Annotated in this window: 28 protein-coding genes and 1 tRNA gene; 14 read left to right on the top strand and 15 right to left on the bottom strand. The window is 66.2% G+C overall.

Annotated features, from left to right (window positions below; translation table 11 throughout):
* Positions 1–158: 158 nt before the first annotated feature.
* Positions 159–232, bottom strand: a tRNA-Ile gene (locus tag KV110_RS10605).
* A gap of 122 nt (positions 233–354) precedes the next feature.
* Here KV110_RS10605 and KV110_RS10600 point away from each other — a divergent pair.
* On the top strand, positions 355–786 hold the full coding sequence (locus KV110_RS10600; protein ID WP_218475529.1) for a nitroreductase family deazaflavin-dependent oxidoreductase: 432 nt from the start codon (positions 355–357) through the stop codon (positions 784–786).
* Positions 787–789: 3 nt separating this feature from the next.
* On the opposite strand, the gene KV110_RS10595 is transcribed toward KV110_RS10600, so the two are convergent.
* From KV110_RS10595 to KV110_RS41380, 3 genes are read right to left on the bottom strand one after another with little or no spacing between them, the layout of a single operon-like run.
* Positions 790–963, bottom strand: a complete 174-nt coding sequence (locus tag KV110_RS10595; protein WP_218475527.1) for a hypothetical protein — start codon at positions 961–963, stop codon at positions 790–792.
* A 55-nt stretch (positions 964–1,018) separates the two neighbouring features.
* The gene (locus KV110_RS41385; RefSeq protein ID WP_246634456.1) at positions 1,019–1,606 is read right to left on the bottom strand and encodes a zinc-binding dehydrogenase; all 588 of its coding nucleotides are present in this window, start codon (positions 1,604–1,606) and stop codon (positions 1,019–1,021) included.
* Positions 1,585–2,025: an alcohol dehydrogenase catalytic domain-containing protein gene (locus tag KV110_RS41380; RefSeq protein ID WP_246634455.1), complete on the bottom strand. Its 441-nt coding sequence runs from the start codon at positions 2,023–2,025 to the stop codon at positions 1,585–1,587. Before KV110_RS41380 ends, KV110_RS41385 begins: the two co-directional genes overlap by 22 nt.
* A gap of 493 nt (positions 2,026–2,518) precedes the next feature.
* Between KV110_RS41380 and KV110_RS10585 the strand changes: the two genes are divergently transcribed.
* On the top strand, positions 2,519–3,031 hold the full coding sequence (locus KV110_RS10585) for a glycine-rich domain-containing protein (RefSeq protein WP_393538783.1): 513 nt from the start codon (positions 2,519–2,521) through the stop codon (positions 3,029–3,031).
* Here KV110_RS10585 and KV110_RS10580 read toward each other — a convergent pair.
* The 3 genes from KV110_RS10580 to KV110_RS10570 are packed head-to-tail and all read right to left on the bottom strand — an operon-like array spanning position 3,028 to position 6,843.
* On the bottom strand, positions 3,028–4,806 hold the full coding sequence (locus KV110_RS10580; protein ID WP_218475526.1) for an SDR family oxidoreductase: 1,779 nt from the start codon (positions 4,804–4,806) through the stop codon (positions 3,028–3,030). The two genes, KV110_RS10585 and KV110_RS10580, sit on opposite strands and share 4 nt — an antisense overlap.
* A 31-nt stretch (positions 4,807–4,837) precedes the next feature.
* Positions 4,838–5,944: a PDR/VanB family oxidoreductase gene (locus tag KV110_RS10575; protein ID WP_218475523.1), complete on the bottom strand. Its 1,107-nt coding sequence runs from the start codon at positions 5,942–5,944 to the stop codon at positions 4,838–4,840.
* Positions 5,941–6,843, bottom strand: coding sequence for a metal-dependent hydrolase (locus KV110_RS10570; RefSeq protein WP_218475521.1), 903 nt, complete (start codon positions 6,841–6,843; stop codon positions 5,941–5,943). Before KV110_RS10570 ends, KV110_RS10575 begins: the two co-directional genes overlap by 4 nt.
* Before the next feature lie 260 nt (positions 6,844–7,103).
* On the opposite strand from KV110_RS10570, the gene KV110_RS10565 reads away from it, so the two are divergent.
* On the top strand, positions 7,104–8,495 hold the full coding sequence (locus KV110_RS10565; protein ID WP_218475520.1) for a WS/DGAT/MGAT family O-acyltransferase: 1,392 nt from the start codon (positions 7,104–7,106) through the stop codon (positions 8,493–8,495).
* A gap of 57 nt (positions 8,496–8,552) precedes the next feature.
* Here KV110_RS10565 and KV110_RS10560 read toward each other — a convergent pair whose 3' ends face one another.
* Positions 8,553–9,449: an alpha/beta fold hydrolase gene (locus KV110_RS10560; RefSeq protein WP_218475518.1), complete on the bottom strand. Its 897-nt coding sequence runs from the start codon at positions 9,447–9,449 to the stop codon at positions 8,553–8,555.
* Between the two features lie 102 nt (positions 9,450–9,551).
* Positions 9,552–10,010, bottom strand: coding sequence for a MaoC family dehydratase (locus KV110_RS10555; RefSeq protein ID WP_218475517.1), 459 nt, complete (start codon positions 10,008–10,010; stop codon positions 9,552–9,554).
* Between the two features lie 235 nt (positions 10,011–10,245).
* On the opposite strand from KV110_RS10555, the gene KV110_RS10550 reads away from it, so the two are divergent.
* Positions 10,246–11,007, top strand: a complete 762-nt coding sequence (locus tag KV110_RS10550; RefSeq protein WP_218475515.1) for a glucose 1-dehydrogenase — start codon at positions 10,246–10,248, stop codon at positions 11,005–11,007.
* Here KV110_RS10550 and KV110_RS10545 read toward each other — a convergent pair.
* Positions 10,995–12,014, bottom strand: a complete 1,020-nt coding sequence (locus KV110_RS10545) for a YdcF family protein (protein WP_246634712.1) — start codon at positions 12,012–12,014, stop codon at positions 10,995–10,997. The genes KV110_RS10550 and KV110_RS10545 overlap by 13 nt on opposite strands.
* A gap of 206 nt (positions 12,015–12,220) precedes the next feature.
* Between KV110_RS10545 and KV110_RS10540 the strand changes: the two genes are divergently transcribed.
* Positions 12,221–13,435: a lipase family protein gene (locus KV110_RS10540; RefSeq protein ID WP_218475512.1), complete on the top strand. Its 1,215-nt coding sequence runs from the start codon at positions 12,221–12,223 to the stop codon at positions 13,433–13,435.
* Positions 13,436–13,505: 70 nt separating this feature from the next.
* On the opposite strand, the gene mbp1 is transcribed toward KV110_RS10540, so the two are convergent.
* Together mbp1 and KV110_RS10530 are read right to left on the bottom strand one after the other, a co-directional pair.
* On the bottom strand, positions 13,506–13,757 hold the full coding sequence (gene mbp1 / locus KV110_RS10535; RefSeq protein ID WP_218475510.1) for a microaggregate-binding protein 1: 252 nt from the start codon (positions 13,755–13,757) through the stop codon (positions 13,506–13,508).
* A gap of 231 nt (positions 13,758–13,988) precedes the next feature.
* Positions 13,989–14,621, bottom strand: coding sequence for a LysE/ArgO family amino acid transporter (locus KV110_RS10530; RefSeq protein ID WP_246634454.1), 633 nt, complete (start codon positions 14,619–14,621; stop codon positions 13,989–13,991).
* 73 nt (positions 14,622–14,694) lie between these two features.
* Here KV110_RS10530 and KV110_RS10525 point away from each other — a divergent pair, with 73 nt between their 5' ends.
* The 3 genes from KV110_RS10525 (at position 14,695) to KV110_RS10515 (ending at position 16,943) form a co-directional block, all read left to right on the top strand.
* Positions 14,695–15,579 (top strand): LysR family transcriptional regulator ArgP, encoded by an 885-nt coding sequence (locus tag KV110_RS10525; RefSeq protein ID WP_218475507.1) that lies wholly within the window; start codon positions 14,695–14,697, stop codon positions 15,577–15,579.
* Positions 15,580–15,701: 122 nt separating this feature from the next.
* Positions 15,702–16,034, top strand: coding sequence for a histone-like nucleoid-structuring protein Lsr2 (locus tag KV110_RS10520; RefSeq protein WP_218475506.1), 333 nt, complete (start codon positions 15,702–15,704; stop codon positions 16,032–16,034).
* A 177-nt stretch (positions 16,035–16,211) separates the two neighbouring features.
* Positions 16,212–16,943: a PaaX family transcriptional regulator C-terminal domain-containing protein gene (locus KV110_RS10515; RefSeq protein WP_393538774.1), complete on the top strand. Its 732-nt coding sequence runs from the start codon at positions 16,212–16,214 to the stop codon at positions 16,941–16,943.
* Positions 16,944–16,960: 17 nt separating this feature from the next.
* Here KV110_RS10515 and KV110_RS10510 read toward each other — a convergent pair whose 3' ends face one another.
* Complete coding sequence (locus KV110_RS10510) at positions 16,961–18,595, bottom strand: acyl-CoA dehydrogenase family protein (protein WP_218475504.1); 1,635 nt, start codon at positions 18,593–18,595, stop codon at positions 16,961–16,963.
* Positions 18,596–18,686: 91 nt separating this feature from the next.
* Here KV110_RS10510 and KV110_RS10505 point away from each other — a divergent pair, with 91 nt between their 5' ends.
* The gene (locus tag KV110_RS10505) at positions 18,687–19,706 is read left to right on the top strand and encodes a crotonase/enoyl-CoA hydratase family protein (RefSeq protein ID WP_218475503.1); all 1,020 of its coding nucleotides are present in this window, start codon (positions 18,687–18,689) and stop codon (positions 19,704–19,706) included.
* Positions 19,707–19,840: 134 nt separating this feature from the next.
* Here KV110_RS10505 and KV110_RS10500 read toward each other — a convergent pair whose 3' ends face one another.
* Positions 19,841–20,311, bottom strand: a complete 471-nt coding sequence (locus KV110_RS10500; RefSeq protein ID WP_218475501.1) for a GntR family transcriptional regulator — start codon at positions 20,309–20,311, stop codon at positions 19,841–19,843.
* Positions 20,312–20,474: 163 nt separating this feature from the next.
* On the opposite strand from KV110_RS10500, the gene KV110_RS10495 reads away from it, so the two are divergent.
* From KV110_RS10495 to KV110_RS10480, 4 genes are read left to right on the top strand one after another with little or no spacing between them, the layout of a single operon-like run.
* On the top strand, positions 20,475–20,795 hold the full coding sequence (locus KV110_RS10495; RefSeq protein ID WP_218475499.1) for a hypothetical protein: 321 nt from the start codon (positions 20,475–20,477) through the stop codon (positions 20,793–20,795).
* A gap of 3 nt (positions 20,796–20,798) precedes the next feature.
* Complete coding sequence (locus KV110_RS10490; RefSeq protein ID WP_218475498.1) at positions 20,799–22,151, top strand: hypothetical protein; 1,353 nt, start codon at positions 20,799–20,801, stop codon at positions 22,149–22,151.
* Between the two features lie 35 nt (positions 22,152–22,186).
* Positions 22,187–22,462, top strand: a complete 276-nt coding sequence (locus KV110_RS10485; protein ID WP_218475497.1) for a hypothetical protein — start codon at positions 22,187–22,189, stop codon at positions 22,460–22,462.
* The gene (locus KV110_RS10480) at positions 22,459–22,764 is read left to right on the top strand and encodes a hypothetical protein (protein ID WP_218475496.1); all 306 of its coding nucleotides are present in this window, start codon (positions 22,459–22,461) and stop codon (positions 22,762–22,764) included. The genes KV110_RS10485 and KV110_RS10480 overlap by 4 nt, the downstream gene beginning before the upstream one ends.
* Before the next feature lie 129 nt (positions 22,765–22,893).
* On the opposite strand, the gene KV110_RS10475 is transcribed toward KV110_RS10480, so the two are convergent.
* Positions 22,894–23,271: a MepB family protein gene (locus tag KV110_RS10475; RefSeq protein ID WP_246634453.1), complete on the bottom strand. Its 378-nt coding sequence runs from the start codon at positions 23,269–23,271 to the stop codon at positions 22,894–22,896.
* Between the two features lie 823 nt (positions 23,272–24,094).
* On the opposite strand from KV110_RS10475, the gene KV110_RS10470 reads away from it, so the two are divergent.
* Positions 24,095–24,568 (top strand): hypothetical protein, encoded by a 474-nt coding sequence (locus KV110_RS10470; protein WP_218475494.1) that lies wholly within the window; start codon positions 24,095–24,097, stop codon positions 24,566–24,568.
* Positions 24,569–24,963: the final 395 nt, after the last annotated feature.

Below are 24,963 nucleotides of genomic sequence, written 5' to 3'. Positions count from 1 at the left end.
GAGTGTGGGCTGCGTCATACTGACCTTCGCCAGGGCCTAGACGCGCGCGACCGCTTCGATACTCTCGCGCTACCCGGTGAAATTAGCGAGTAAATAGCGACCTGGCCCCGATCGGCGCCAGGTTCGCTACCCGACCACGCTGCTCAGCAGCGGTTTTGTGGGGCGGGCGGGGCTCGAACCCGCGACCAATGGATTATGAGTCCACGGCTCTAACCGACTGAGCTACCGCCCCTCTTCTGCGGGGTGAACCACAGGCGTGGGGGATGCTACCGGCTGGGGTGGCGCTTACACCACTTGGACCCGAAGTGGTGGTTAGGGTGGGGTCGTCCCCGCAACCGTTCTGGAGGGTCGACCATGGCCAATATGTTCGCGAATGTGCTGAAGGCGCATCAGTGGGTGTACGAGAAGAGTGGCGGGTTGGTGGGGCATCGGCTGCTGTTCGGGAATCCGACGTTGCTGCTGCGGACGGTGGGGCGCAAGACAGGGCAGCCGCGGACGTCGGCGCTGACTTACGGCAAGGATGGGGCGGACTACTTGGTGACGGCGTCCAATGGGGGTTCGCCGCGGCCGCCGGGCTGGCTGGCGAATCTGAAGGCGCTGCCGGAGTGTGAGATTCAGATCGGGCGGCGCAAGGTGCGGGTGGTTGCGCGGCCTACCTATCCGGACGATCCGGAGTATGCGCGCCGGTTCGCGATTGTCGACAAGGTGAGCAGGGGTCGCTACAGCAGTTATCAGAAGCTGACCAAGCGACCCATCGCCGTGGTGGTGCTGTCGCCGATCGGCTGACCCCTATCGGTCCCGGTCGTCATCGTCATCGCGCTCATTCCAGCGGCCGCGATAGTCGTCGGGATCGTCCCTGTCCCAACGACTCTCGTCGGCCGGGGGTCTGCTGGCGATTTGCACGACAACTACGACGACGGCGAGTACTAGCAGAACCACACCAACAACGATCAGAGTCTCCACCCAGGGCACCCTAGCGCTGAGCCAGGGTGCCCGCCAGAGCCTCGATCGAACGGTCTCAGACAGCAGAATCCACGGTCAGCAGGGTGCGCCCCAGCGCGGTCCTGGACTCGATGGCGGCGTGGGCGCGTTCGGCCTCGTCGAGTGAAAAGGTTTGGCCGATCACCACTTCCAGCCGCCCCGCCGCGGCCTCGGCGACGGCACGTTCGGCCAGCCCCATCCAGTCGGTGTTGCCGTCGGTGACGTCGAACAGACCGTCCACCGCGATGCCACGGGACGCGGCCACCTCGCGGTCCGGCGCAGCGAATTCACCTGCGGCGGCCCCATATCCGAGGAATCGGCCGTTGTCGGCGATGGCGTCGAAGGCCGCTTCGCCCAGCGCACCGCCCGCGCCGTCCAGCACCACGGCCACGCCCGCGCCGCCGGTCGCCGCCCGGGCCGTGTCCGACCAGCCGGGCACGGAGTAGTCGACGACGACCTCGGCACCGAGCCGCTCGGCCAACTCCAGTTTGGTCCGTCCACGCGCCGCGGCGATCACGTGGGCGCCCGCCGTGCGGGCGAGTTGGATCAGCAAGGTGCCCAACCCGCCGCCCGCGGCGGTGATCAGCACCCACTCCCCCGGCTTTATCGCGGCGCGGTCGAACACCGCCAGCGCGGTTTTCCGTCGTGGGTGAGCGCGACAGCCTGCAACAGGCTCAGCCCCTCGGGCACGACGGTCAGCGTCGCGGCCTTGGCGAGCGCCTGCTCGGCGTATCCGCCGATCGGTTGACCGCCGCCGATCCTGCTGGCGGCGGTCGCCGTGGCGACGCGCTTACCCACCCAGGACCGATCGACATCGGCGCCCACCGCTACGACTACCCCGGCGACCGCGCCGCCCGGGACGTAGGGCGTCCGCAATTCGAAGAAGTCGCCACCCCAACCGCTGCGCAACCGGGTGTCCAAGAACATCACGTCGGCGGCCGCCACCTGCACCACCACCTCATCCGCCCCGGCCACCGGCTCCGGCACCTCACGCACCGTAAGTACTTCCGGCCCACCGAATTCCACCGCTTGCACAACCCGCATGACAAACCTCCATCGCTTCCATGTCTCGTCCGACTTGGACCAGCATGGAACCTGAAGAGGCGTTGAGGTCAAGCGGTCAGGAACCGCCCCCACCGCAGCCGCTGCTGCTACTTCCGCCGCCGCAACTACTGCTGCTCCCACCCCCGCAGCTACTGCTACTTCCACCGCTGTCGTGATGGCCACCGCCGTGCCCCGGTTCGTATCCGCCGCCACAACTGCTCGACGAACCGGAGTCGGTATCGGCGAACCCGGCGGCACCGGCAGCCCAGTACGGGCCCGGTCGGTTTCCGCCGCCATACCCGCGGCGGGGACCGCCCCCGCGCCTGCCGCGGTAGGGCGGAACTCGCCTGTTGCGCCGCGCCCCGACGATCGCGCCGATGATCAAGAACGGCGTGGCGATAACCACCAGCACCAGCCCCACGATGACCAGGAGAAGGACAACGTCACCCATCCATGAACCGTAGCGGCCCACCGACGCTGCGTACAGTGAACTGTGCCGTCCTTCAGCTTCCGCAGATCCCGGCAGCGCGAAATCGATCTGGCCGCGGTCAACACCACCGTCGCCGCTCTGCAACTGCCCGAGGCCATCTACAAGACCTGCCCTTGGCAGCCACGGGAACTCGTCGAGACCGGCCTGCGGCAATGGCTGCGCTGTTGCGGCGCGGCAATGCGCGACGGGCAGGTCATCGGCATGCCGTCGCACGCGGTGGACGAGGCCTGGCACGGGTTCATTCTCTGCACCGAGCGATATGCCGCCTTCTGCGCCGCGGCCTACGGCAAATTCCTCCACCATTTCCCGGAAGGCGCTGGGCCACCAAAGGTTTCGCACGGCTCGATGGGCGAGCAACTCGGCCGCACCGTGGTGGCCTGGGCACTGGTGGCCGAGCCCGGCGAGGCCTGCGTGTTGTGGGACTTGGACGGCAGGGTCGGCGTCGAACACCCGTGGGGCGTCGACGCCGAGCGCGTCGCGGCCATCGAGGCCGACCTGCGTGCCCTGTCCGACTAGGTGAGCTTCACTCGGGCCGCGACGAATCGGCCGATGGCGGGCGCGAGCCTGCTGACGTGGTACTGCAATCGGGCTTCCGGCGTCACCGGCACGATGCTCCGGTCCTTTTCGACGGCACGCACGATCTGCTCGGCCACCTTCTCCGGCCCGTAGCGCCGCATCCGGTAGAGGTTGTCGTAGCGCTCCTGCTTGCGCTTCTCCTCTTCGGCGCTGACACCCGAGAAGGTGGTGTTCGCAACGATATTGGTGTGCACGATGCCCGGGCAGATGGTGTGCACCGAAATACCGCGACCGGCGAGTTCCGCGCGCAGGCAGTCGGAGAACATGAACACCGCCGACTTGCTGGTGGAGTACGCGCTGAAGCCCTGCTGCGGACTGTAGGCCGCCATGCTGGACAGGTTCACGATGTGCCCGCCCAAACCGCGCTCGGCCATGGCGGATCCGAACGCCCGGCAGCCGTTCACCACGCCGCCGAGATTGATCCGCATGACCCGATCGAACTCCGCGGCCGAGGTGTCGAAGAACCCGCCGGCCTGGCCGACACCGGCGTTGTTGATCAGGATGTCCGGCACACCATGGGTTTTCAGTACGGCCTCGGCATGGACGGTCACCGCGGCCGCGTCGGAGACATCGAGCTGGTAGGCATGCGCCACACCGCCTTCGGCGGCGATCAGCTCTACGGTCTCTTTCGCCGCGACGAGATTGATGTCCGACAGCACGATTTCGGCACCGCGCCGGGCCAGCGCCAACGCCGTTTCGCGACCGATACCGCTGCCGCCGCCGGTAATCACCACCAGCTGATCCTCGAACGGCTTTGCGCTGCGGCCGACTTCGGCACGCCGTAGCCCGCGCGGGACCGCGGCACCATTGATCGTGTCGATCAGCTCGGTGGTCGCGGTGGCCAGCAATTCGGGGTGGGAGAACGGCATCCAGTGCCCGGCTGGTACATCACGGCGCCACAGCCGCCGCACCCACTTGCGTTCGTCGTCGTATCCGGCGGGCCGGACCGCGACGTCGCGACGCGCGACGATCAGCTGCACCGGCACCTCGGTGTGCCGCTCCCGCGGCGAAAGCAAGCGCTGCACGATGTTTGCCCGGTAGATCAGCAGGCCGTCGACCAGGTCGCTGCGGAACGTCGGGCCCAGGGTCACATTCGCGGGCGGCGTCTCGTTCATGATCGAGACGACCCGCTGCCACCGCCGCTCGGTGCCGAGCAGGCCGAAAACGGCCCGCGGCAGGCCCGGCGTCATGAAGAAGAAGGTGTAGGCCGAGGACAATGCCTGGCTGAACGGCTGCCAGATATTGCGCGGCGTCGGCCGGGAAAGCCGGTCGCGCATCCAGTTCGCGATGTGGTCGAGATTCGGTCCGGACACCGAGGTGAACGACGCGATCCGAGCGGTCGCCTGCGGCTCACACACCGCCTCCCACACCTGCACCGAACCCCAGTCGTGCGCGAGCACGTGCACCGGCCGGTCGGGACTGACCGCGTCGGCGACGGCGAAGAAGTCTCCGGCCAACTGGTCCAGCCGGAAGTCCTCGGTGCGCCGGGTCCGGGTGGATCGCCCGTGCCCGCGGGTGTCGTAGGTGACGACGTGGAAGCGCCGCGCCAGCAACGGCACCACCGCGTCCCAGAGATGATTGGTGTCCGGCCAGCCGTGCACCAGCAGCACGGTTTCCGCGGTCGGGTCCCCGTATTCATAGACGGCGAGCGCGAATTCGCCGCTGCGTACCGTCCGCTCGGCGGCCACCAGCTCCGGTGGTTCGATGGTCGTCATCGGGTTTCTCCTTGCTGACCAGAGGTCATGGTTACAGATCGAGCACCAGTCGCCCACCGGGCGAACGGGATACGCAGACCAGCATTTCGCCCGCCTCGTGTTCGGCGGCGGTGAGCACGGTTTCGCGATGCTCCGGCTCGCCGGTCAGCACCCGCACCTTGCAAGTGCGGCAGAAGCCCTGCCTGCACGAGTAAGGGCGATCCGGCCGGGACTGGAGGATGGTGTCGAGCGCCGAGCGATCCGCGGCCACCTCGATCACCTCGCCGGTGGAGGCGAATTCGATCTCGAAGGGCACGCCGTTCACGATCGGCGGCGGCGAGAACCGCTCGGAATGCAATTCCACACCGGGCATTTCGCGCACTACGGCGGCAACGGCGCTGGTCATCGGCACCGGGCCGCAGCAGTAGACCGCGGTGTCGGCGGCGACCCCTGGCAGCAGCGCGGCGGCGTCGGGCAGGCCGTGCTCGTCGTCGGTGCGGATCGTGACCCGGTCACCGAACCCGGCGATCTCATCGAGGAACGGGATGGTTTCGCGGTTGCGGCCGGTGTACACCATCGACCAGTCGATACCGAGCCGCTGCGCCAGCCGTGCCATCGGCAGGATCGGCGTGATCCCGATGCCGCCCGCGATGAAATGCAAACGGGCGGCGGGTGATCCGTGACCGGGTACGGCGAACGGGAAGGCGTTGCGCGGCCCGCGCACGGTCAGCGGCGCACCGATCGGCAGGCCGTCGTGCACCTCCACCGACCCACCGCCGCCGTCCGGAATGCGGCGCACGGCAACGCGATACGCGCGAATGTCGGCCGGATCGCCGCACAGCGAGTACTGCCGCAGCCGCCCCGAGGGCAGTTCGAGGTCCAGATGGGCGCCCGGCCGCCACGGCGGCAGTACCCGCCCGTCCGCGGCTTCCAGCCGCAGGCTCACCACGTCCTGGTCGTGCGCCTCGATCCGCCGCTCGGTCACCACGAGGGCAAGTCGGCGGTCGTCGATCCTGGTCGACAGATCGCGCCGATTGACCAGTGTTGTCCAGCGCAGCCGCGCCGACGCGACCGCGTCGAGCACCCGCACCGCCCGGTCCTGCGCCCGCTTACCGAATAGATCCGCGGGCAGCTGCTCCGGTATCGGCCGCACGGTCACGACGCGACCGCTTGCGCGGCAGGTGATTTCGCGAGGTATGCCACCGCCTGCGCGGTGGAACCGACCGTTTCCGGATCGTAGCCGGGTTTGAAGGTCGACAGCGCACTCCACAGCAACGACGGCACGCCGGGCAGCGCCCCGCGCCACATCGCGCCCAAGACCCGCTTGATCAGCCGTGGATAGCCGAGATCGGGCAGCGCGGGGTCTTGGTGGACCATGAATTTGGTGCCGCGCACCACCAGCGTGATGAAGATCGGGAATACCAGCGTCATGATCGCCGCGCGCCGCACATAGCCCGCCCCGAAATAGACCGCCACATCGTGCGCGACGTGCCGGTGCTCGACCTCCTCCGCACCGTGCCAGCGGAACAGATCCGCCATCCGCGGGTCGGCGCCGAACTTCTCCAGCTCGGCGTTGAGCACCCAGTCGCCGAGGTAGGCGAAGAAGTGCTCTAGGCAGGCGATGAACGCCAGCCGCTCCACCATCACCTGGCGCTGCGCCACGCCGCCGGCCTGCTTGGGTCCCAGCGTCTTGCGGAACAGGTATTCGGCCTGCCGCACATAGGGTTCCGGGTCGATACCGTGCGCGGCGAGCACCTCGTTCAGCACCTTGTCGTGCGTCTCGGCGTGCATGGACTCCTGGCCGATGAACCCGAGCATGGCCTCGCGCAGCTTGTCGTCCTTCACGAACGGCAACGCCTCGGTGTAGGCCGCGCAGAACATGCGCTCGCCCTCGGGCAGCAGCAGATTCAGTGAGTTGATCAGGTGCGAGGCGATCGGCTCCGCCGGCATCCAGTGCAGCGGCGTGTCCGCCCACTGGAATTGCACATTGCGGGCGTGTAGCGCGACCTCACCCGGATCGGTGTCCGGCCGCCGTCTACCGCTACGAAGTAGCTTCATCGGTACTCCTCTCACGACCGCGTCGTCGCGCGCCTTCCTGCATGGCTGTAGCAATCATCATACACATATATGGAACTTGGGGTTACATACATATCCGTAGCAGCGCAAACGAGCCTCCGGTCGCGGCCCGCGCCGCAGAACAACCCCCGGCCCGTCGCCCCCTCAATGCCGTTAGCCCGCTTGACAATAGAGACCACGACTGAGACCCACATCCCACCCATTCAGCCCAAGACTAGAACGCGTTCTAGTAGTCTCCCGCTATGGAGCGACTAACCGGATTGGATGCCAGCTTTCTCTACTTGGAAACCGGGACCCAGCACCTGCACGTATGTGCGCTGCTGATCTTGGATCCCAGCTCGGGGGACTATTCGTTCGAGAATTTCAAGGCCGAGCTCGGCAGGCGACTACCGCTGATCCCGCAGATGCGCAGGCGCGTCTACGAGGTGCCGTTCAACCTGGATCACCCGGTGTGGGTCGAGGACCAGAACTTCGACCTGGACTATCACATTCGGCGCATCGGCATCGCCGCCCCCGCGGGCCGCCGCGAGCTCGCCGAACTGGTCGGCGACATCGCCAGCCGCCCGATGGACCGCGACCGCCCGCTCTGGGAGATGTCCGTGGTGGAGGGCCTCGACGACGGCATGGTCGCGGTGATCTGCAAATACCATCACGCCGCGGTGGACGGCATCACCGGCACGAACATGATGATGCATCTGTGCGACCTGGAACCGCACGCGGAGAAGACACCGCCCGCCGAGGAATGGCAGCCGGAACCTAGCCCCAACGACTGGGAACTGCTGGCCAAGGCGGTGATCAAGTTCCCGACCAAGGCGGGCATTGTCGGTATGGTGCCGAAAACGCTCGGCATGGTGGCCGGTTTCGCGCAGCGCCGCCGAAAGGACAAGGCGGGCATGGCATTGCCGTTCTCCGCGCCGCGGACCCCGTTCAACCTGGCCATCACCCCGCATCGCGCGGTCGCGTTCACCGAGGCGGAACTGGGCGCCGTCAAGGAGATCAAGTCCGCGTTCGGGGTGAAGATCAACGATGTCGTGCTGACCGTCGTCGCCGGAGTGCTGCGCGCCTATCTAGCGAAGCACGACGAGCTGCCCGACCGCTCGCTCGTCGCGTCGGTGCCGGTCTCCGTGCACGAATCGTCGCGGCACACCGCGGGTATCAACAAGGTGTCCACGCTGTTCGCCCGGCTCGGCACCGACATCGCGGACCCGGTACAACGCCTGCTACAGGTGGCCGAGGACAACCGGGGGGCCAAAGAGGAACACGACCTCATCGGCGCCGACTTCCTGCAGGACTGGTCGAAGTACGCCCCACCGAACACCTTTCAGCTCGCGGCGCGGGTGTACTCGTCGCTGAAGCTGGCCGAGCGGCATCCAGTGGTGCACAACCTGGTGGTCTCGAATGTGCCGGGGCCGCCGATGCCGCTCTACTTCCTCGGGGTGCGGGTGACCGGGATGTATCCGTTCGGCCCGGTCTTTCACGGCGCGGGGCTCACCGTGACCGTGTTGTCCAACAACGACGACCTGGACTTCGGCTTCATCGCCTGCAAGGAGCTGGTGCCCGACGTCGCCGAACTCGCCGACGCGGTCCCGGGCGTAGTCGACGAATTGCTGACCGCAGCAAGAAAATTGGGCTGAACCTTGGCCAGGTCCCTGTTCGTCACCGCCGCCGGACAGGGCCGCCGACGCCCGCTGTCACAACCTCGCGGCGACCGCCCCGCACGCCTCGACCAGCACGGGAACGAATTGATCGGCCTCCAGCACGCAGGCCGCGTGCCCGCCCTTGACCAGGTGAATGGTTGCCCCAGGGATCGCGGTCGCCATCTCCAGCTGTCGATAGACCGGAATGGCCCGGTCGCGAGTCGTAATGACCACGGCGGTCGGCATATTCAGGCTCGACAACCAGTCGGTCGCATCGAATCGGCCGACCTCGCCGATCACCTGGGTGATCGCCCAGCCGCTGGTACTGCGAAGTTCGGTGAGCGCCCATCGATCCAATCCGCCCGGCGCCCAGGCGATATCGGGCAGTTCCGGTAGCCGCCCGGCGAATTCCTCGATGCGCCGGAAGGAATACGGCCCGACCGCCGCCGCGAACGCACCGAACGCCTGATGAAAGGCGCGCTCGCGCCACTTCTCCTGGAACCGGTACGGCGTGGCACACAGCACAAGTCCGCTCACCCGATCCGGATGCCGGTGTGCCGCGGCCAGACTCACCACGCCACCCAGCGAGAACCCCACGCATACGGCCTTATCCAGACCGAGCACGTCGAGCACGGCGACGACATCGTCGGCGCAGTCGTCCACCGAGAAACGCTCGGAGCGGATCCCCCGGCCATGCCAGCGCTGATCGAACAGGATCACCCGGTACCGCTCGGCCAGCGCCGCCAGCGACGGAAACCAGTTCAGGTACGCGGTACACGCGGTGCCGTGCAACAACACCAGCGCGGGCGCGCCCTCCGGTCCCGGGATGTCGACCACGTACGTGCGCCCCCGCCCCGGCAGGTCGATCAGTCGGCCGCCCGGCACCTCGGCGATATCCGGTACCCGCCTGGCGAACCGGCGCAGCGCCGCGGCGGATCGTGGGTTCGTCATCGTGCGCCTCCCGCGGATCGCGGACAGAATTAGAACGTGTTCTAACACGATGATGCCATAGCGCGACGACTCTCGACAGCAGGACCGGACCGGCTCCGACGGCTACGCCATGGCTCGGACGATCACTTCGGCGATGCAGGCGGGTTTGTCCGAGCCTTCGCGTTCGATCGTCGCCGCGAGCACCACCTGGAGGCCCCCTGGTACCTCCTCGACGCTGACGATCGCGGCCCGGCCGCGAAGGCGGGAGCCGGCTGGTACCGGAGACGGAAACCGAACTCTGTTGAGGCCGTAGTTGATCCGTGCACCGGCATCGCTGATCTCGAACAACTGCCGCGTGATCGCCGGAATCAGCGACAGGGTCAGATAACCGTGCGCGACGGTGGCGCCGAACGGTCCATCCGCCGCCCGCTGCGGGTCGACGTGGATCCACTGGCGGTCCTCGGTGGCTTCGGCGAACGCGGTGATGCGGTCCTGGCCGACCTCGATCCAACCGCTCACGCCGAGGTCGGTGCCCGCCGCGTGCCGCAGCGACGCCATGGTGAAGAGGGTGGGCTCACTCATTCGAGTAACCCTAAATCGGACGAGCGGCCGCCGCGAGGTCAGTCGGTCGCGCGGTTCCGGACAACCTGGGCACGCCACCTCCCGCCGCCCCATAAGCCGCTGGCCCACAACGGCTTTCCCCGGCGCACCGCCCTCGTATGGCAGCATCGGACGCGGGACCGGCCCCCGATCGGGCCCACTTCTGTAACGTGTTCCAGTACGTTGGCGTGGACGAGCGAAAGACGGAGGTGCCGCGATGGGGCGGTTGACCGGCAAGGTGGCGTTGATCAGCGGCGGGGCCCGCGGCATGGGCGCGGCACACGCGAAGGCCATGGTGGCCGAGGACGCCCGCGTTGTCCTCGGTGACGTGCTCGACGACGAAGGCGCCGCCGTGGCCAAGGAATTGGGCGACGCGGCTGCCTATGTACACCTCGATGTGCGTGAACCGGCGCAGTGGCATGGCGCCGTCGCCGAGACGGTGCAACGGTTCGGATCGCTGAACGTGCTGGTGAACAACGCGGGCATCGCCAACGGCAACCTGCTCGTCGATTTCGACCTGACCGAGTGGCAGCGGATCATCGACATCAACCTCACCGGAACTTTTCTCGGTATGCAGACCGCCACACCTGCCATGATCGAGGCGGGCGGCGGCTCGATGATCAATATTTCGTCTGTCGAAGGCATGCGCGGCAGCCCGGGCCTGCACGGCTATGTCGCGACCAAATTCGCCGTCCGCGGCCTCACCAAATCCACAGCGCTCGAGTTGGCGCAGTACAAGATTCGGGTGAATTCGGTGCACCCCGGCCTGATCACCACCCCGATGACCGAGAACATTCCCGCGGACTTCCTGCAGATCCCGATGGGCCGGGCCGCCGACCCGTCCGAGGTTTCCGCGCTGATCACCTTTCTGGCCAGCGACGAATCCTCGTACTCGACCGGCGCCGAGTTCGTCATCGATGGCGGGCTCACCGTCGGCATCCCGCACAAGGCGTTCGACGACTGGCCTCAGTCGCCGTAGTGGTGCGGCATGTCGCGGGTGAGCAGCAGCGCGAGCACCGGCAGCGCCGTCAGCGCGAGACAGGTGATCATGTTGACCCACTTGTAGGCCACCAGGATCGCGGCGAACTCGCGCAGAATCGCCGATGGCAGATAGTAGAAGGCGGTCTTGGCACCGGTCACCTCGGCGTCGAGGTCGAGTCGCCGGGCCAGGATCGCCGTCCGCAGGATGTGAAAGTTGCTGGTCACCAGGACCATTCGAGTGGACGTGCCGCGCTCGCCCAGTAACCGCTTGGTGTAGAGCAGATTCTCCCTGGTGGTCGTCGAACGGTCCTCCAGCACCACGTTTTCGGCGGGCACGCCCTTGTCTACGAGATAGCCCGCCATCGCCGCCGCCTCCGATACGGCTTCGTCGGAACCCTTACCGCCGCTGGTGATCAGCACCGGCCTGCGGCCCGCCGCGATCTCGGCTCGGTAGAGCTCGACGGCCCGATCCAGCCGACTGGCCAGCAGCGGCGGCACCCGGTCACCGAGCAGACCGGAGCCGTGCACGACGATCGCGTCCATGCCGGGCCGATATGGCAGCGCCCCGTAGAACAGCGAATACGGCAGGAAGCTGGCGAACAGAAAGCCGATGTAGCTCACCGCCATGGTCAGCGACGCCAAAATCACCACGAACCAGATCTCCCCGGTGAAAATGGCCACCGCCAGCAAGACATAGGGAACGAGTAGCGCGATACCGAGCCCGAGTGGGAGCAGATTGGCGACCCGCACTCCTTCACGCCGGAGCAGCTGTCCGCCGTTGACCATCAGCAACCCGGCGAGCACCAGCACGAGCAGCGGTGACAGCAACACCAGCAGGCCCGCCAGCACCACCGGCGTGTCGCCCTCGGCACCCGATCCGAGCAGCCAGACACCGCAGAATGCCATCCCGAGCAGCAGAAACACCCCATTGCTCAGCCGACGGCGATCCTTGCGGAACCTCAGCACGAACACACCCAACAGCACAAGACCGACGACTGCCAACATCACTCGGCCACCGTAACCGGCGCGCCGGCAACCGGGTGGCGATGGCACGGCGCGGCTCCGCCGGGCCTTTCCGTTTTTCCCATAATGTGTCGCTCGTCCGAACACCGGCCGGGCGAATTTTCACGGCCGGTTTTCGAGTTATTCGACTTTCCACATGCAAAACAAATCCCCGTGAATGTCGTGAGGAATGGGAGTCGCTCATCGTCATGCTTCGACACATCAGCCCCGCGCTCGCCGCGCTGGCCCTCGTGCTGTCGGCCGCTCAGGTAGCCGTCACACCGGGTATCGCTGCGGCACAACCGATCTACCCGCTGCCGGACCCGGACCCCTTCTATGCGGCACCGGCGGATCTGGATCGGGCGAAACCGGGTGACGTGCTCGGCGTTCGCTCGATGCCCGCGCTGCTCGCCTTCCCCGGCACCACCGTCACGATGATCAAATTCCGGTCGACCAATTCGGCGGGCGATCCGATCGCGGCCACCACCACCGTGCTGACCCCGCACAACCACGTCCCAGGCGGACCGCTGTTGTCCTACCAGCACATCATCAACGGCCTCGGCACCCGGTGCGCGGTATCGCGCGTGCTCTATACCGACGATCCGAATCTGGCCGTGCGCGAGGCCCCCGCGCTCAACGCGGTGCTGCTGCGCGGCTGGTCGGTGGCGCTGCCCGACCATCTCGGGCCTACGAGCGCCTACGGCGCGGCCAAGCTGGGCGGGATGATCACCCTCGACGGCATTCGCGCCGCCCGGCAGGTCGCCGAGCTCGGCGTCGCCACCAGCCCGATCGCGCTGTTCGGCTACTCCGGCGGCGGCATGGCGACGGGCTGGGCGGCCGCGCTGGCGCCGACCTACGCACCGGAACTCGACATCGCGGGCGCGGCCGAAGGCGGGGTTCCGATGAACCTGGTGAAGATGACCGAGGGACTCGGTTACTCCAGGCATCCGGCGTTCGGCCTCGCGCTGGCGGCGGCCATCGGACTCGAGCGGGAATACCCGACGCGGCTGCCGATCAGCGACCATCTGAACGCCTTCGGCCTGGCGACCCGCGACCGGATCGCCAACGGCTGCACCAACGAGATCCTGGCGGCCGGTGCCGGTCACAGCGTGCTCGACGTGGCCAGTTCCACCTCGCTGGCCGACGACCCGAGTGCCCGCTCCGTGCTCGAGGAGAACAGCCTGGAACTCTACGACGGTGTGCCGAAAACGCCGATTTACCAATGGCGTTCGCACGAGGACGCGCTGATCCCGGTGGCTTCGATCGACAACACCGTGCGCCGGTATTGCGCGGCCGGTGCCAGCGTTCGATCGGCCCTGTTCCCCAGCCCGGACCATCTGACCACCGCGGTACTCGGCGCACCGGCCGCGATGGCATGGATCGAGGAGCGATTCCGCGGCACACCGGCACCGAGCGACTGCTGAGCACCCTGTGCCGCAACATAAATCGGCGGCGCGGGGACGAATATCGTCCCCGCGCCGCCGATTTCAGCGGTCAGGACTCCTTGCCGCTCTGATGGGCACTCTGGCGAGCCTCGTCGAGATTGGCCTCGGCGCGAGCCTTCTCGGCCTCGGCTTCCTTCTTTGCGGCCTCGCGCTCGGACTCGGCCTTCTCCTGCTGGGCCCGGCCTTCGCTCTTCAGGCCTTCGTTCCCGGTGACAACGCCCGCGGCTTCCTTGGCCTTGCCCTTGACGTCTTCGACGACGCCCTCGACGGCCTCGCGCGGTCCACTCTCGTGCTTGGTCATGACTACTCCTCCAACTCGGGGTGTGGGCGGTCATTCGCCGCATACCCGGCGTCCGGTGCCTCAATCAGCACGGGACACCCCGGCGACTGTGTCTCGCATCACCCAGGTGGCTCAGCCAACCCTGTTCTCGCCGAACAACACTCGTCTCACGACTAGTGGCAACATTCGAGTTTCCCGCGTGGCAGCCAGCTCTCGACTACCAGCCCAGCTCCGGACGCCGTGGTTTCGCCGTCAAGGCGACGGACCGGCGAGCAACAGCGCCACCGCCAGCAGCGTCATCATCACGGCGATAGCGGAATCCAGGACGCGCCAGGCAAGTGGACGGGCGAACAGCGGGCCGAGCAGGCGGGCGCCGTACCCGAGCGCGGTGAACCAGATCACACTGCCGAGCATCGCGCCCGCGCCGAGGAACCAGCGGTCGGGGCTCGTATAGGTGTTGGCGACGGCGCCGAGCAGGACCACGGTGTCCAGGTAGACGTGCGGGTTGAGCCAGGTCAGAGCCAGGCAGGTAGCGACCGTCGCGCCGAGCGCCACGGTCGCGCCCGCGGATTCGGCGGTGAGCGTGGCCGACGCGAATGCCCGCCGCGCCGCGAGGATGGCATAGCCGAGCAGGAACGCCGCACCCGCATAACGAACCACCGTGACCGCGGCGGGCACCGATTGGACGACCACGCCGAAACCCCCGACGCCCGCGGCGATCAGCACGATATCCGACAGCGCGCACACCGCGACGACCGCGAAAATGTGCTGTCCGCGCACCCCCTGACGCAGCACGAACGCGTTCTGTGCGCCGATCGCCACGATCAATGAGAGTCCGAAACCGAGACCGGAGAAAGCCGCCAAGGCCGCCGAGGGAACATCCACATTCGCCGACGCTAGGCCGGGCATTATCACCAGACAAGCTAAAGATTCTGCACTACCATTACGATTCCTTAATATGGACCTCCAGCTCGATCAGCTCCGCGCCTTGAACGCGGCGGTCACCGAGGGCACGTTCGACGCCGCCGCGAAAAGCCTGCGGATCACCCCGTCGGCGGTCAGCCAACGCATCAAGGCACTGGAGGACGCGGCGGGCCGCGTCTTGGTGCAGCGCACAAAGCCGGTGCGCGCCACCGAATCCGGGCTCGCGGTGCTGCGCCTGGCCAGGCAGATCGAGCTGCTCGCCGGGGACACCGCCCGCGAACTCGGCGACGCCCATCGACCCGCCGATCGGCCGATCCGCCTGCCCATCGCGGTCAACGCCGATTCGCTGGAAACCTGGGTGCTGCCCGCGCTCGCCGACATACCGCCGAGCATCTGTTTCGAAATCCACCGCGAAGACGAGGAACACACCACCCGGCTGCTGCGCGACGGCACGGTCATGGCGGCGATCACCGCCACGTCCGCCGCGGTGCAGGGCTGCAAGGTCGAGCGGCTCGGCGCGATGCGGTACCGGCCGATGGCCGCACCGCGGTTCGCTCGAACCTGGTTCGGCGACGGTCCCACTGCCAAGGCTTATGCGGCGGCGCCGGTGGTGCTGTTCGATCGCAAAGACGATCTGCAAGACCGGCACCTGCGGCGCCGCAGCCGCCAACGCCTTGATCCGCCGCGCCATTATGTCCCGTCCTCGGCCGGTTTCCTGGCGGCGGTTCGGCTCGGATTGGGCTGGGGCATGTTGCCGGACCTGCAATCCCGAAATTCTCCTACCACCGAGCTGGTGTCCATCGATGGCGAGGCATTCATCGATGTCCCGCTGTACTGGCAGCAATGGCGGCTCGACTCACCGGCATTGAGCGCGGTCGCCGCGTCGATAGCCGCGCGGGCGGCGGAATCGCTGCGCTGACTACCGCGCCGCCGATGCTCGTGCACTTCTGCGGCGCACTGCTTTTCTCACCGACGAGTTCGATGCGATACGGTATTAGTATTTCGAGCCAAATACTCGTGACTACGCAAAGGACGCACTCCATGGCCAAGAAAGTCACCGTCACCCTGGTCGACGACTACGACGGCAAGTCGAAAGCGAATGAAACAGTTCAATTTTCGATCGATGGCGTGGCCTACGAGATCGATCTGTCCACCAAGAACGCGGGCAAGCTGCGGGTCGCGCTGGAGCCGTGGGCGGAAAAGGCGCGCAAGACCGGTCGGGCGAAGCGCAAAGGTTCCGGGAAAGCCACTTCGGCGACCGATCGCGAGCAAACAGCGGCGATCCGCGAATGGGCCAGGAAGCACGGGCACAACGTATCGACCCGCGGCCGCATCCCCGCCGACATTGTCGCGGCATATAACAACGCGAACTAGCGGCACCCGGATTCGCGCCTCGGCTCGGCACATCGCCAGTTCACGGCAGTTGCCGCGGACTTCGGGCGGGCGATGTCTCGTGGCGGGAACGGCCGGGCCCGGCAGGCTCGTCTGTAGAATTCCGGGTTCGATGGCCTGAATCGGCCGACGGGACTCGGATAGGACAGGTGTGAGGCGATGCGCGTGCGGAAGCTGACCGCTCGGTCGGCCATTCTGAGTGCGTTGCTCGGCACGCATCCGGCGCAGGCCCCCGTCAGCTGGATCGTTTCGGTGGCCGAGGAACTGGGGTTGCAACAGTCGGCTGTTCGGGTCGCGCTGACCCGGATGGTCGCCATGGGTGATCTGGAACGCGCGAACGGCGTGTATCGGCTCTCCGACCGGCTGATCGAGCGGCAGCGCAGGCAAGACGCCGCGGTGAGTCCCGTGGTGAAAGCGTGGGACGGCGAATGGTATTTGGCGGTGGTGACCGCCATCGGTGACGACGCGGCCGCGCGGACCGCGTTCCGGGATACGATGCGCGCCCGCAAACTCGGTGAATTACGGGAAGGCGTCTGGACCCGGCCCGCGAACATCGAGCTCGTTCTCGGGCCGGATGCCCGCCGACGGGTTTCGGTGTTCACCGCGGTCCCGCAGGATTCACCGGCCGCGATGGCGGAAACCCTTTTCGCGCCCCAGCTTTGGGCTCGCGACGCCGAGCAGTTGCTCCTCGAGTTCGCGAGTTCGTCATCGTTGCGTGAGCGGTTCGAGGTAGCGGCAGCGGCGGTGCGGCATATTCTCGATGATCCCTTGCTGCCCGATCCGCTGTTGCCCGCCGACTGGCCCGGGTTGCGGCTACGTGCCGAATATGCGGCATTTCGTACCGAATTCATGACATTCGCCGAACACCTGCTGGTCACCTCGGACGCATAACGGGTGCGCAGTCGGCTTCAGTCGCCGGTCTTGGGCGTGGCTCGCTGAATGATCGCCGTGCTATCGATGCCTGTCGGTAGCGTGCCGAAAACATCACCGTGCTCGCCGCCGAGCCTGCTGATGGTGAAGGCATCCGCCACGGCCGGATGGCCATAGCGCACGAGCAGCGACGCTTGCAGAACCTGCGCCATATCGCCGACGATGCGGCGGGCCCGGTGCTGGATGGTGTCGAAGTCGCCGAATTGCTGTTCCAGCCGGGTGATCGCGGCATCGAGATGCCGGTCGGCGCCGCCCGCTCGTTTCACCTCGTCGAAGAAGGCGCCGAGGGTTTCCGGTTGTTTGGCCATCGCGCGCAGGGTGTCGAGGGCGGCGACATTGCCCGAGCCCTCCCAGATCGACATCAACGGCGCTTCCCGATAGAGCCGCGGCATTCGAGACTCTTCGACATATCCGTTGCCGCCCAGGCATTCCAACGCTTCGGCGGCGTGGATCGGGCCACGTTTGCACACATAGTATTTGCTCACCGCCAACGCGATTCGGCGTAACTGATCGGCGCCGTCCACCCCGGCCGTCGCCTGGTCGGTGAGGTCGGCCAACCACAGTGCGACGGTGGTCGCCGCCTCGGCCTCGATCGCGAGATCGGCCAGCACATTGCGCATCAGCGGCTGATCCGCCAGTGCCGCACCGAAAGCAGTGCGATGGGCGGCATGGTGCGCGGCCGCGGCGACACCGGTGCGCATGCCGGTGGCGGTACCGAGGGTGCAGTCCAGCCGGGTCAGATTGACCATTTCGATGATCGTCGGCACGCCGCGGCCTTCGGCGCCGACCAGCCAGCCGATGGTGTTGTCGTATTCGACCTCGCTGCTGGCGTTCGAGCGGTTACCCAGTTTGTCCTTGAGCCGTTGCAGCGCAAAGGCATTGCGGGTGCCATCGGGCAACACGCGCGGGACAAAGAAACAGGAAAGGCCGCCGGGCGCTTGCGCCAGCACCAGGAACACGTCCGACATCGGCGCGGAGGTGAACCACTTGTGTCCGGTGATCCGGTAGGTGCCGTCGGACATCGGCGTCGCGGCGGTGGTGTTGGCCCGGACGTCCGAACCGCCTTGCTTTTCCGTCATCGACATCCCGGCGATCAGACCCCGCTTCGACAGCGGCGTACGCAAGCCGGGATCGTATTCTCTTGCACACAACAAAGGTTCGTACTGTACGGCGAGGTCCGGGGCGGCACGCAGTGCGGGGACGACGGCATAGGTCATCGAGATCGGGCAGCCGTGCCCGGCATCGACCGGACCCCATACGCTCAATTTCGCGGCCCGGGTCAGATGCGGGTTCGGTCGAGGGTCCGCCCACACCGCGCCGTGCAGGCCGAACCCGATCGCGTGGGTCATCAGCTGGTGATAGCTCGGGTCGTAGACGACCTCGTCGACGCGGTTGCCGTATCGGTCGTGCGTCTTCAGGGTCGGCGGATGCGCCTCGGCGCGATCACCGAGCTCCGCCGCTTCGGCACTGCCCGCCAGTCGTCCGATCTCGTGCAGCTCGTCGAGCGCGTGCTCGGCGCCCGCACGGTGCAGCGCCTCCAGCAGTACGGGCTGTTCGGCGGCGTCATAGTCGACGAGCGGGGGAACTTGATTCGTTACCACGTGGGTGGGCATGAAATCAGTATTACAGTGTTACGTCACTTGACACAAGTATGTAATATCAAGGCTAGTTCCCCCGTCCCCGACGCACAGTCAGGAAACCGTCTTGTCAGACTTCGAGAATCATTCCGGCACCCGCCCGGCCGCTTGGTACGAGGGACTTACCGAAGCCCCCGATTCGCCGTGGGCCGACCGCACGCTGCCGCCGACCGAAATCAGCTACCGCACGCTCACCTACGAGGTGACCGGCCGGATCGCCCGGATCACCTTCAACCGCCCCGAACACGGCAACGCGATCACCTCCGACACCCCCATCGAGCTCGCGCACGCGGTCGAGCGGGCCGACCTCGATCCGCGCGTGCACGTAATGGTGGTTTCCGGCCGCGGCAAAGGCTTCTGCGGCGGATACGATCTGTCCCTCTTCGCCGAGAACGGATTCGATTCCGGCGATGGCATGGACTCCACGACCGGAACCGTGCTCGATCCGGTGGTCCAGGCGCGCAATCACAACCCTTGGGGCACTTGGGATCCCATGGTCGACTACGCGATGATGAGCCGGTTCAACCGCGGCTTCGCCAGCCTGCTGCACGCCAACAAGCCGACGGTCGCCAAACTGCACGGCTTCGCCGTCGCCGGCGGCACCGACATCGCGCTGTACGCCGACCAGATCATCTGCGCCGAAGACACCAAGATCGGTTACCCGCCCACCCGCGTCTGGGGCATCCCTGCCGCGGGCATGTGGGCGCACCGCCTGGGCGACCAGCGCGCCAAGCGCCTGCTGTTCACCGGCGACTGTCTGTCCGGCAAGCAGGCCGAGGAGTGGGGGCTCGCGGTCGAGTCGACGCCGCCCGACGAACTGGACGAGCGCACCGAAGCCCTGCTCGAGCGCATCGCGCGGATGCCGGTCAACCAGTTGATCATGGCGAAACTGGCGCTCAACAGCGCGCTGCTCGCGCAGGGGGTGGCGAACTCGGGCATGATCAGCACCGTCTTCGATGGCATCTCCCGGCACACCCGCGAGGGCTATGCCTTCCAATTGCGTTCGGCCACTACAGGTTTCCGGGAGGCCGTCCGGGAGCGGGACGAGCCGTATGGTGACTGGAAGCGGACGCAGTTCGAGAAGTAGGTCGGTGACGCCGCTTTTCCCGATCATCGGCGCGAGCACGCGGCGCGCTCCGGTTGCGCCGCACCGGATCTCGCCGCGGTTCAGCTCGGATCCTGTTGGCCCAGTGGATGGTTGGCAGCGGCCACGCGAACGAGTCAGCGGCCCGTTCGACGGACGTGGCTCATTCGACCATCCGCCAAGCCAAGCCGTACACCGATATCACTGAGACTCATGCCGTGATCGTGCGCGTCTTCGATCGCGGTCTGCCGGATACCCGACAGCTCCGCGATCCGAAGTTGGTAATGGGTAATAAGATTCGCGGCCAACTGCGCCCGTCGGATCGGATGCGCCTCGGCCCGAACATCATCGACCTCATCGTCGATGGAAAGCCCGCCAGGTTCGTCCACCGATACTCCACCGATAACAAAGGTCCCCCGCCGCGGCACAGTCCGCACAAGCCCCCGACTACCCAGCACCTCAATCGCTCGCCGAATAACCGACCGCGACACCCCATACCGCCCGATCAACTCCGCCTGGCTAGGCAGCCGAGCCCCGGCCGCAAGCTCCCCCTCCCGAATCCGCCGCGCGTACTCGTCCGCAATCGCGACATAAGCCGCTTCGGCCATCCCTCGATCCCTTCATCAGCGCTCGGCGCGTTCGAGGATACGGCTTGCGGGTGAAATCGCAGTGGCACGAACGTGGAACCGATCGACGACCCCATGCGTCAGTATCAATAGGTAGGCGACATGAACGAGGCGCTCACAGGTCAGTGGGGGTGAGGAGAGACCGATGTCGTTCGAGGTCAGCCCGGACAGCCTGCGGGGAGCGGCAGGGGTGCTGGCCGCACTGCCCGGTTCGATCGATCGAGCTCCGCACCTGGGCGCGGGCCCCAACGTGGACAAGTTGAAAGGGTCTGTGGTCGGGGCAGCGCTGGCCGAGTCGGACCCGTCGAGCAGGCGGGCCAAGGATGTGTTGAAAGCACGGTTCAACCAGTTCTCCAGTCTGCTGGCACTGTCGGCGGAAACATTTCGCGACACCGATCTCGATGCTGCCAAGCGACTGGCCGCCGTCGCCGATATCAACTCCGGCGACCCGCACGCGGGGAATTGAGCGATGGCTACACCGAATGAAGTATTGAGTTGGGATGTATCCGGACTGCAGGCGGTCGCTGTCAACGCCACTGCTATCGCCGACGCGACCGTCAAAGCCGCCGACACGATGTACGTCACGCTCCACGACGATTTAGCGTGGAAGGGCGATGCCAGGCAAGCCGCAGAAGACAAGGCCGACCGAGAACGCACCCAGATGCGGGCAATCGCCACGGCATACGATGATCTCGGCACCGCTTGTGCCGGAGCCGCCCGCGATATGGCACATTCACTGGCGGAGATCCGCATTATCTTCCAGCACTACGTCTTCCCACCGGTCAGCGTCGCCGACGACTGGACGGTGAGCGGCGTTCAGGACTGGGATTCCGAGGCCGGAGTGCAGCTTTCGAGACTTGTCGGCTTGGTTTCAGCCCTGGCGGGTTCCGACGCACAGTGGGGCGCGAAGATCGCACAGGCGAATCAAGAACTCGAAGCCATGGCACCGGAGTCGGCGTTGACCGAGGCGACGAAGGCGATCGAGGACGTCAAGACACAGAACTCCAGGTCGGACCCCGACCGTCTCCGTACCTCCGCGGCGGCTTTCCAGCAGATCTTCGGCCGAGCACCTACCAGTCCGACGGACTGGAAAACCGCCGAAGCATTGAACCCTAATAGTTACGACCCGAAGTATCAGGGAGTGCCACCGAATATCAAGGTTGCCCGGATCGAGCCGGTGCCCGGTCAGGGGATCGTTCGCGCCGCTGCCTTCATCCCTGCCGCGCAGGTGTTCAATGTGCCCGAATACGACCTGGGCGACAATCGCGCCGAGGATCCGAAGTTCGACCCTGAACACGCACGCGTCGTCACATACGTCGACTACGAGAACGGCCTCATCATCACTCGCCAAAATCCTTCGGTCACCACCTCCGGCGACGTCCAGGTCGGCGAACCGGCAGTGCAGGCGCAGCAGCTTCCGAACGGTTCGGTGTTGATCCAATACGATGCGGCCAATCCATTCGCACCGCCAGGATCGAGCGTGACCGGCCACACCGTCAACGGTGAGCTGGTGATATCGCCCACGAGCGGAAACCCTGGCACACCAAGAGTTGTGGCCGGTGGAGAGATAACCGACTACCCTTCCGTCGAGATCTATCAAGATAATTTCGCAGGGACCGCTCGACCCGTCTTGATCGATCCGGCGAACTCCGGGAGCCAGTGGGGGCCGCTCGCGAACCTACCGTCCTTTCACGATGTCGGAGGAGGAAAAGCAATGTTCGAGCCGTTCAAAGCCGACTTCAGTGATCCGAACTGGGAGCGGAACAAGCCGACAACACTGGGCAGTCCCAGCAATCCGCCGTCCGTTGTGGTTTTGCGCTAGTGGAGCAACGTGGTGATACCAGCGCACAAGGGTTGATGTCCGACTCGGTCTTCTGGCAGATGACGACATTGGCGGTGCCAGTGGCGTCCGCAACGGCCGCGATGCTGTTCGCCTTTGTGGTGCGACTGGCGGACGCGGCTTACCCATCGGTCGACCCGTCGAAGCACGTGATATTCGCAGTCGTCACTGTCTTGATGGCCGCGGCGGCAACCCTGCTGGCGCTGCGGAGAACGCCGCGAAGGCTGGGCGCAGCCGTCGGTACAGCGACCGCAGGCTTCCTTGTTCTATTCGTCTGGCTGGCAACGGCATGAGCGACCCGCCACCGAAGTATGCGCGGGACAACTGGTTCGGTCCCGAGGCGTTCGTCGCCGTAGTGATCGGCATGATCTGCATAGCATTGCCCTACACAGGACTGGCCCCTCGCGACGCGACCTGGCTCATCGCGGGACCTCCGGTGGCCGGCGGCCTGCTCATCGCCATCAGCGCCGCAGATCTCCCACTCCGTTACAGCACCCGCCGAGTCGGCGTCGGCTTGCTGGCGGCATTCGCCGGACTTCTACTAGCCCTCTTCGGATTCCTGCTCGGCCTCGCCATCGGCGGGATGGTCACCTAGGCCGACGCCTTATCGGCGATAGAGCGCTCGGGCACGATCGACGTCGATAGTCCTGTCGCGGTACAGGTGCAGGAAGTGATCCAGCTGCCATGCTTGCGCCCTGCCCGCCTGCCGGTTGGTGGTGTGCACCTACGGCGGATAAACCCGGAACGCCCGCTTCCCGTCCGAACCGTCTCCGGCGACGACTCCGCGCTCGCGGAGCACGTCGACGGGAAAGACGAACTGCCCCAAGCTGTCCCGCTCGACCGTGCTGATGACGAACAGATCGACGCGGTCGGTGTCGTCGAAGGGCTCGATCGGCCCACCAACAGCCCTCTTCCAGACAGTGACAAATTGGCCGACCTTAGTGGGCGTCGACTTCGCCGAGCGAAACCGGATCGAACGTCCGTCGACGGTAAACAAGTGGGCGGCGTACCCGGCACTCTCGGCTTCCGGAACCGGTTCCGTGCAGGCGAACCCACACGGATCGTAAACAAGCTCCTTCGCCGCGACCAGGTCGTCGTGCACCACGGCAGTATCCGACCACGGGTCGAGACCGGCCGAGTAGCAATCGGATAAATACTCGCCGTCTGCAACCATCCGCTAACCCTGGCACGCACCACCGACAGACCCCGCTGTCACTACTGCCCCGGGTAATGATTCCGAGGTTGCAATACGAGTTCGGCCCCCATCTGTGCCCCCCCGTTCCGGCTCAACCATGACCCATCCGGCTCCAACGACGTCCGGAAATGCCGATGTGCGCGCCTTGGTCAATCATCCGGATGGGTTGGGTGACAGGGTTTTCCAAGATCCGTGTCGAACACTCTGCTGGCTGTCCTGATCCTGCTGTTCAGGCCTCGAGCTTATGTCCATCCGAATCCGCTCTTGTCGGTGCCTGTGCTCACGGAAACCCGGACCTTCGCGGCGGCGCAGTTCACGGCGTTGTTCAGACGTGAGTAGATGATCGGCTCACCGTCCACGAGGATCATGCGCCCTGTCGTGCGGCCGTCTAGAAGGTCCGCCACGAGGGGTAGTCGGGCTCGGTGGTGACGACAGGCTCTCAGCGGCAACGCTGGGGGCCGCTACCTCCGTCGCGGGCGCACAGATGCGGCAAAGACGTTGGTGCGGTAGCTCGTCCAGCACCGCGCGGGGACCGTCGAGCGAGTTGCTGTATCCGTGCCCGCAATTCTGTGGGCCCGCCCCGGTTCGGTGTACCGTCCCGACGCGTGACGCGATGTTTCTGGGTTCGTGACGTTGCCGTTGGGATGTGCGATCCACGACTCCGAACGGAGACCCGAATACGGCGGCACTCAGATCGAATGCGTTTCCCCGTCAATTCTTAGGAGACACCATGCGACACCGCAACATGCTCGTTCGGATGCCGATCATCGGAGCGTGCGTCGCCGCAGTACTGCTTTCGTCCGGCACAACCGCGAGCGCGGCCGGACCCTACGGCGCTCAGCTGGTGAACACTCCCACCGCTTGCCGTGACTTTCCCATCCCTACCGAGATCAACGGCAACGCGCAGAGCCGCCCCGATCTCGGTCCGCTGGGCACAGTCGGCATTTGGTACGGCTTCCAGCACCGTGCCTTTATCTACACCCCGTGCACGGTGACCGTCACCGCACACTGGACCAACCTCGACACCGGAGACTCCGGCTCCGTGGACGTTCCGCTCAGTGGCGGTTGGGGTTTCGCCCTGCCCGCGAACACCGGCACCGTCGGCCGGGCCACTTTCTTCACCGGAGTCGGCCGCGTCAGCATCACCACGACGACGGACATGCCACACCAGGTGATGCCCGCCGCCGAGTTCTACGCCGGCTGATCCACCGGGAACTTTCGAACGCGATCGGCCAGCCCGGTCGACTACGCGACGGGTTGCGGGCGTAATCCGCGACAAGCGTTCGCCCGCTCCCCACGAAGATTGCTCGTGCGAGCGGGTTTCGGGGAGGACCCCTGCAGCGCTTCGGGGCTCAGGCCCTCGAACTCCGTATCAGCGGCTGGTCACAAACGTAAGCACACGCCGCTGGGCGGGCGTCCTGCGAGGCGAGATCGCCTGCGGGGCAGAACATCCGACGGTAGGTGATCAACAACCGCCCCAGCTACCGGCGGCATATGGTTATCGAACAATCAACAAGCTGCGCCCATCGCATCCAGGCTCGGCAATAGAAGTTGCGCCGGTGCCAATGGGCGCGCATGCGTGGCGGACATCTGCTCGTG

Origin of the sequence: Nocardia iowensis (assembly GCF_019222765.1) — a bacterium.
Classification (GTDB): Bacteria; Actinomycetota; Actinomycetes; order Mycobacteriales; family Mycobacteriaceae; genus Nocardia; species Nocardia iowensis.
This window is presented reverse-complemented; position numbering and strand designations above follow the sequence as displayed.

Bases quoted from the DNA above. Each gene is read 5' to 3' on its own strand.
- KV110_RS10510 (WP_218475504.1), bottom strand. From the start codon at position 18,595: ATGCCCACCCACGTGGTAACGAATCAAGTTCCCCCGCTCGTCGACTAT.
- KV110_RS10560 (WP_218475518.1), bottom strand. From the start codon at position 9,449: ATGACGAACCCACGATCCGCCGCGGCGCTGCGCCGGTTCGCCAGGCGG.
- KV110_RS10500 (WP_218475501.1), bottom strand. From the start codon at position 20,311: ATGGCCGAAGCGGCTTATGTCGCGATTGCGGACGAGTACGCGCGGCGG.
- KV110_RS10600 (WP_218475529.1), top strand. From the start codon at position 355: ATGGCCAATATGTTCGCGAATGTGCTGAAGGCGCATCAGTGGGTGTAC.
- KV110_RS10525 (WP_218475507.1), top strand. From the start codon at position 14,695: ATGGACCTCCAGCTCGATCAGCTCCGCGCCTTGAACGCGGCGGTCACC.
- KV110_RS10545 (WP_246634712.1), bottom strand. From the start codon at position 12,014: ATGTTGGCAGTCGTCGGTCTTGTGCTGTTGGGTGTGTTCGTGCTGAGG.
- KV110_RS10550 (WP_218475515.1), top strand. From the start codon at position 10,246: ATGGGGCGGTTGACCGGCAAGGTGGCGTTGATCAGCGGCGGGGCCCGC.
- KV110_RS10470 (WP_218475494.1), top strand. From the start codon at position 24,095: ATGCGACACCGCAACATGCTCGTTCGGATGCCGATCATCGGAGCGTGC.
- KV110_RS10570 (WP_218475521.1), bottom strand. From the start codon at position 6,843: ATGAAGCTACTTCGTAGCGGTAGACGGCGGCCGGACACCGATCCGGGT.
- KV110_RS10540 (WP_218475512.1), top strand. From the start codon at position 12,221: ATGCTTCGACACATCAGCCCCGCGCTCGCCGCGCTGGCCCTCGTGCTG.
- KV110_RS10495 (WP_218475499.1), top strand. From the start codon at position 20,475: ATGTCGTTCGAGGTCAGCCCGGACAGCCTGCGGGGAGCGGCAGGGGTG.
- KV110_RS10480 (WP_218475496.1), top strand. From the start codon at position 22,459: ATGAGCGACCCGCCACCGAAGTATGCGCGGGACAACTGGTTCGGTCCC.
- KV110_RS10580 (WP_218475526.1), bottom strand. From the start codon at position 4,806: ATGACGACCATCGAACCACCGGAGCTGGTGGCCGCCGAGCGGACGGTA.
- KV110_RS10520 (WP_218475506.1), top strand. From the start codon at position 15,702: ATGGCCAAGAAAGTCACCGTCACCCTGGTCGACGACTACGACGGCAAG.
- KV110_RS10485 (WP_218475497.1), top strand. From the start codon at position 22,187: ATGTCCGACTCGGTCTTCTGGCAGATGACGACATTGGCGGTGCCAGTG.
- KV110_RS10515 (WP_393538774.1), top strand. From the start codon at position 16,212: ATGCGCGTGCGGAAGCTGACCGCTCGGTCGGCCATTCTGAGTGCGTTG.
- KV110_RS10555 (WP_218475517.1), bottom strand. From the start codon at position 10,010: ATGAGTGAGCCCACCCTCTTCACCATGGCGTCGCTGCGGCACGCGGCG.
- KV110_RS10490 (WP_218475498.1), top strand. From the start codon at position 20,799: ATGGCTACACCGAATGAAGTATTGAGTTGGGATGTATCCGGACTGCAG.
- KV110_RS41380 (WP_246634455.1), bottom strand. From the start codon at position 2,025: ATGCGGGTTGTGCAAGCGGTGGAATTCGGTGGGCCGGAAGTACTTACG.
- mbp1 (WP_218475510.1), bottom strand. From the start codon at position 13,757: ATGACCAAGCACGAGAGTGGACCGCGCGAGGCCGTCGAGGGCGTCGTC.
- KV110_RS10565 (WP_218475520.1), top strand. From the start codon at position 7,104: ATGGAGCGACTAACCGGATTGGATGCCAGCTTTCTCTACTTGGAAACC.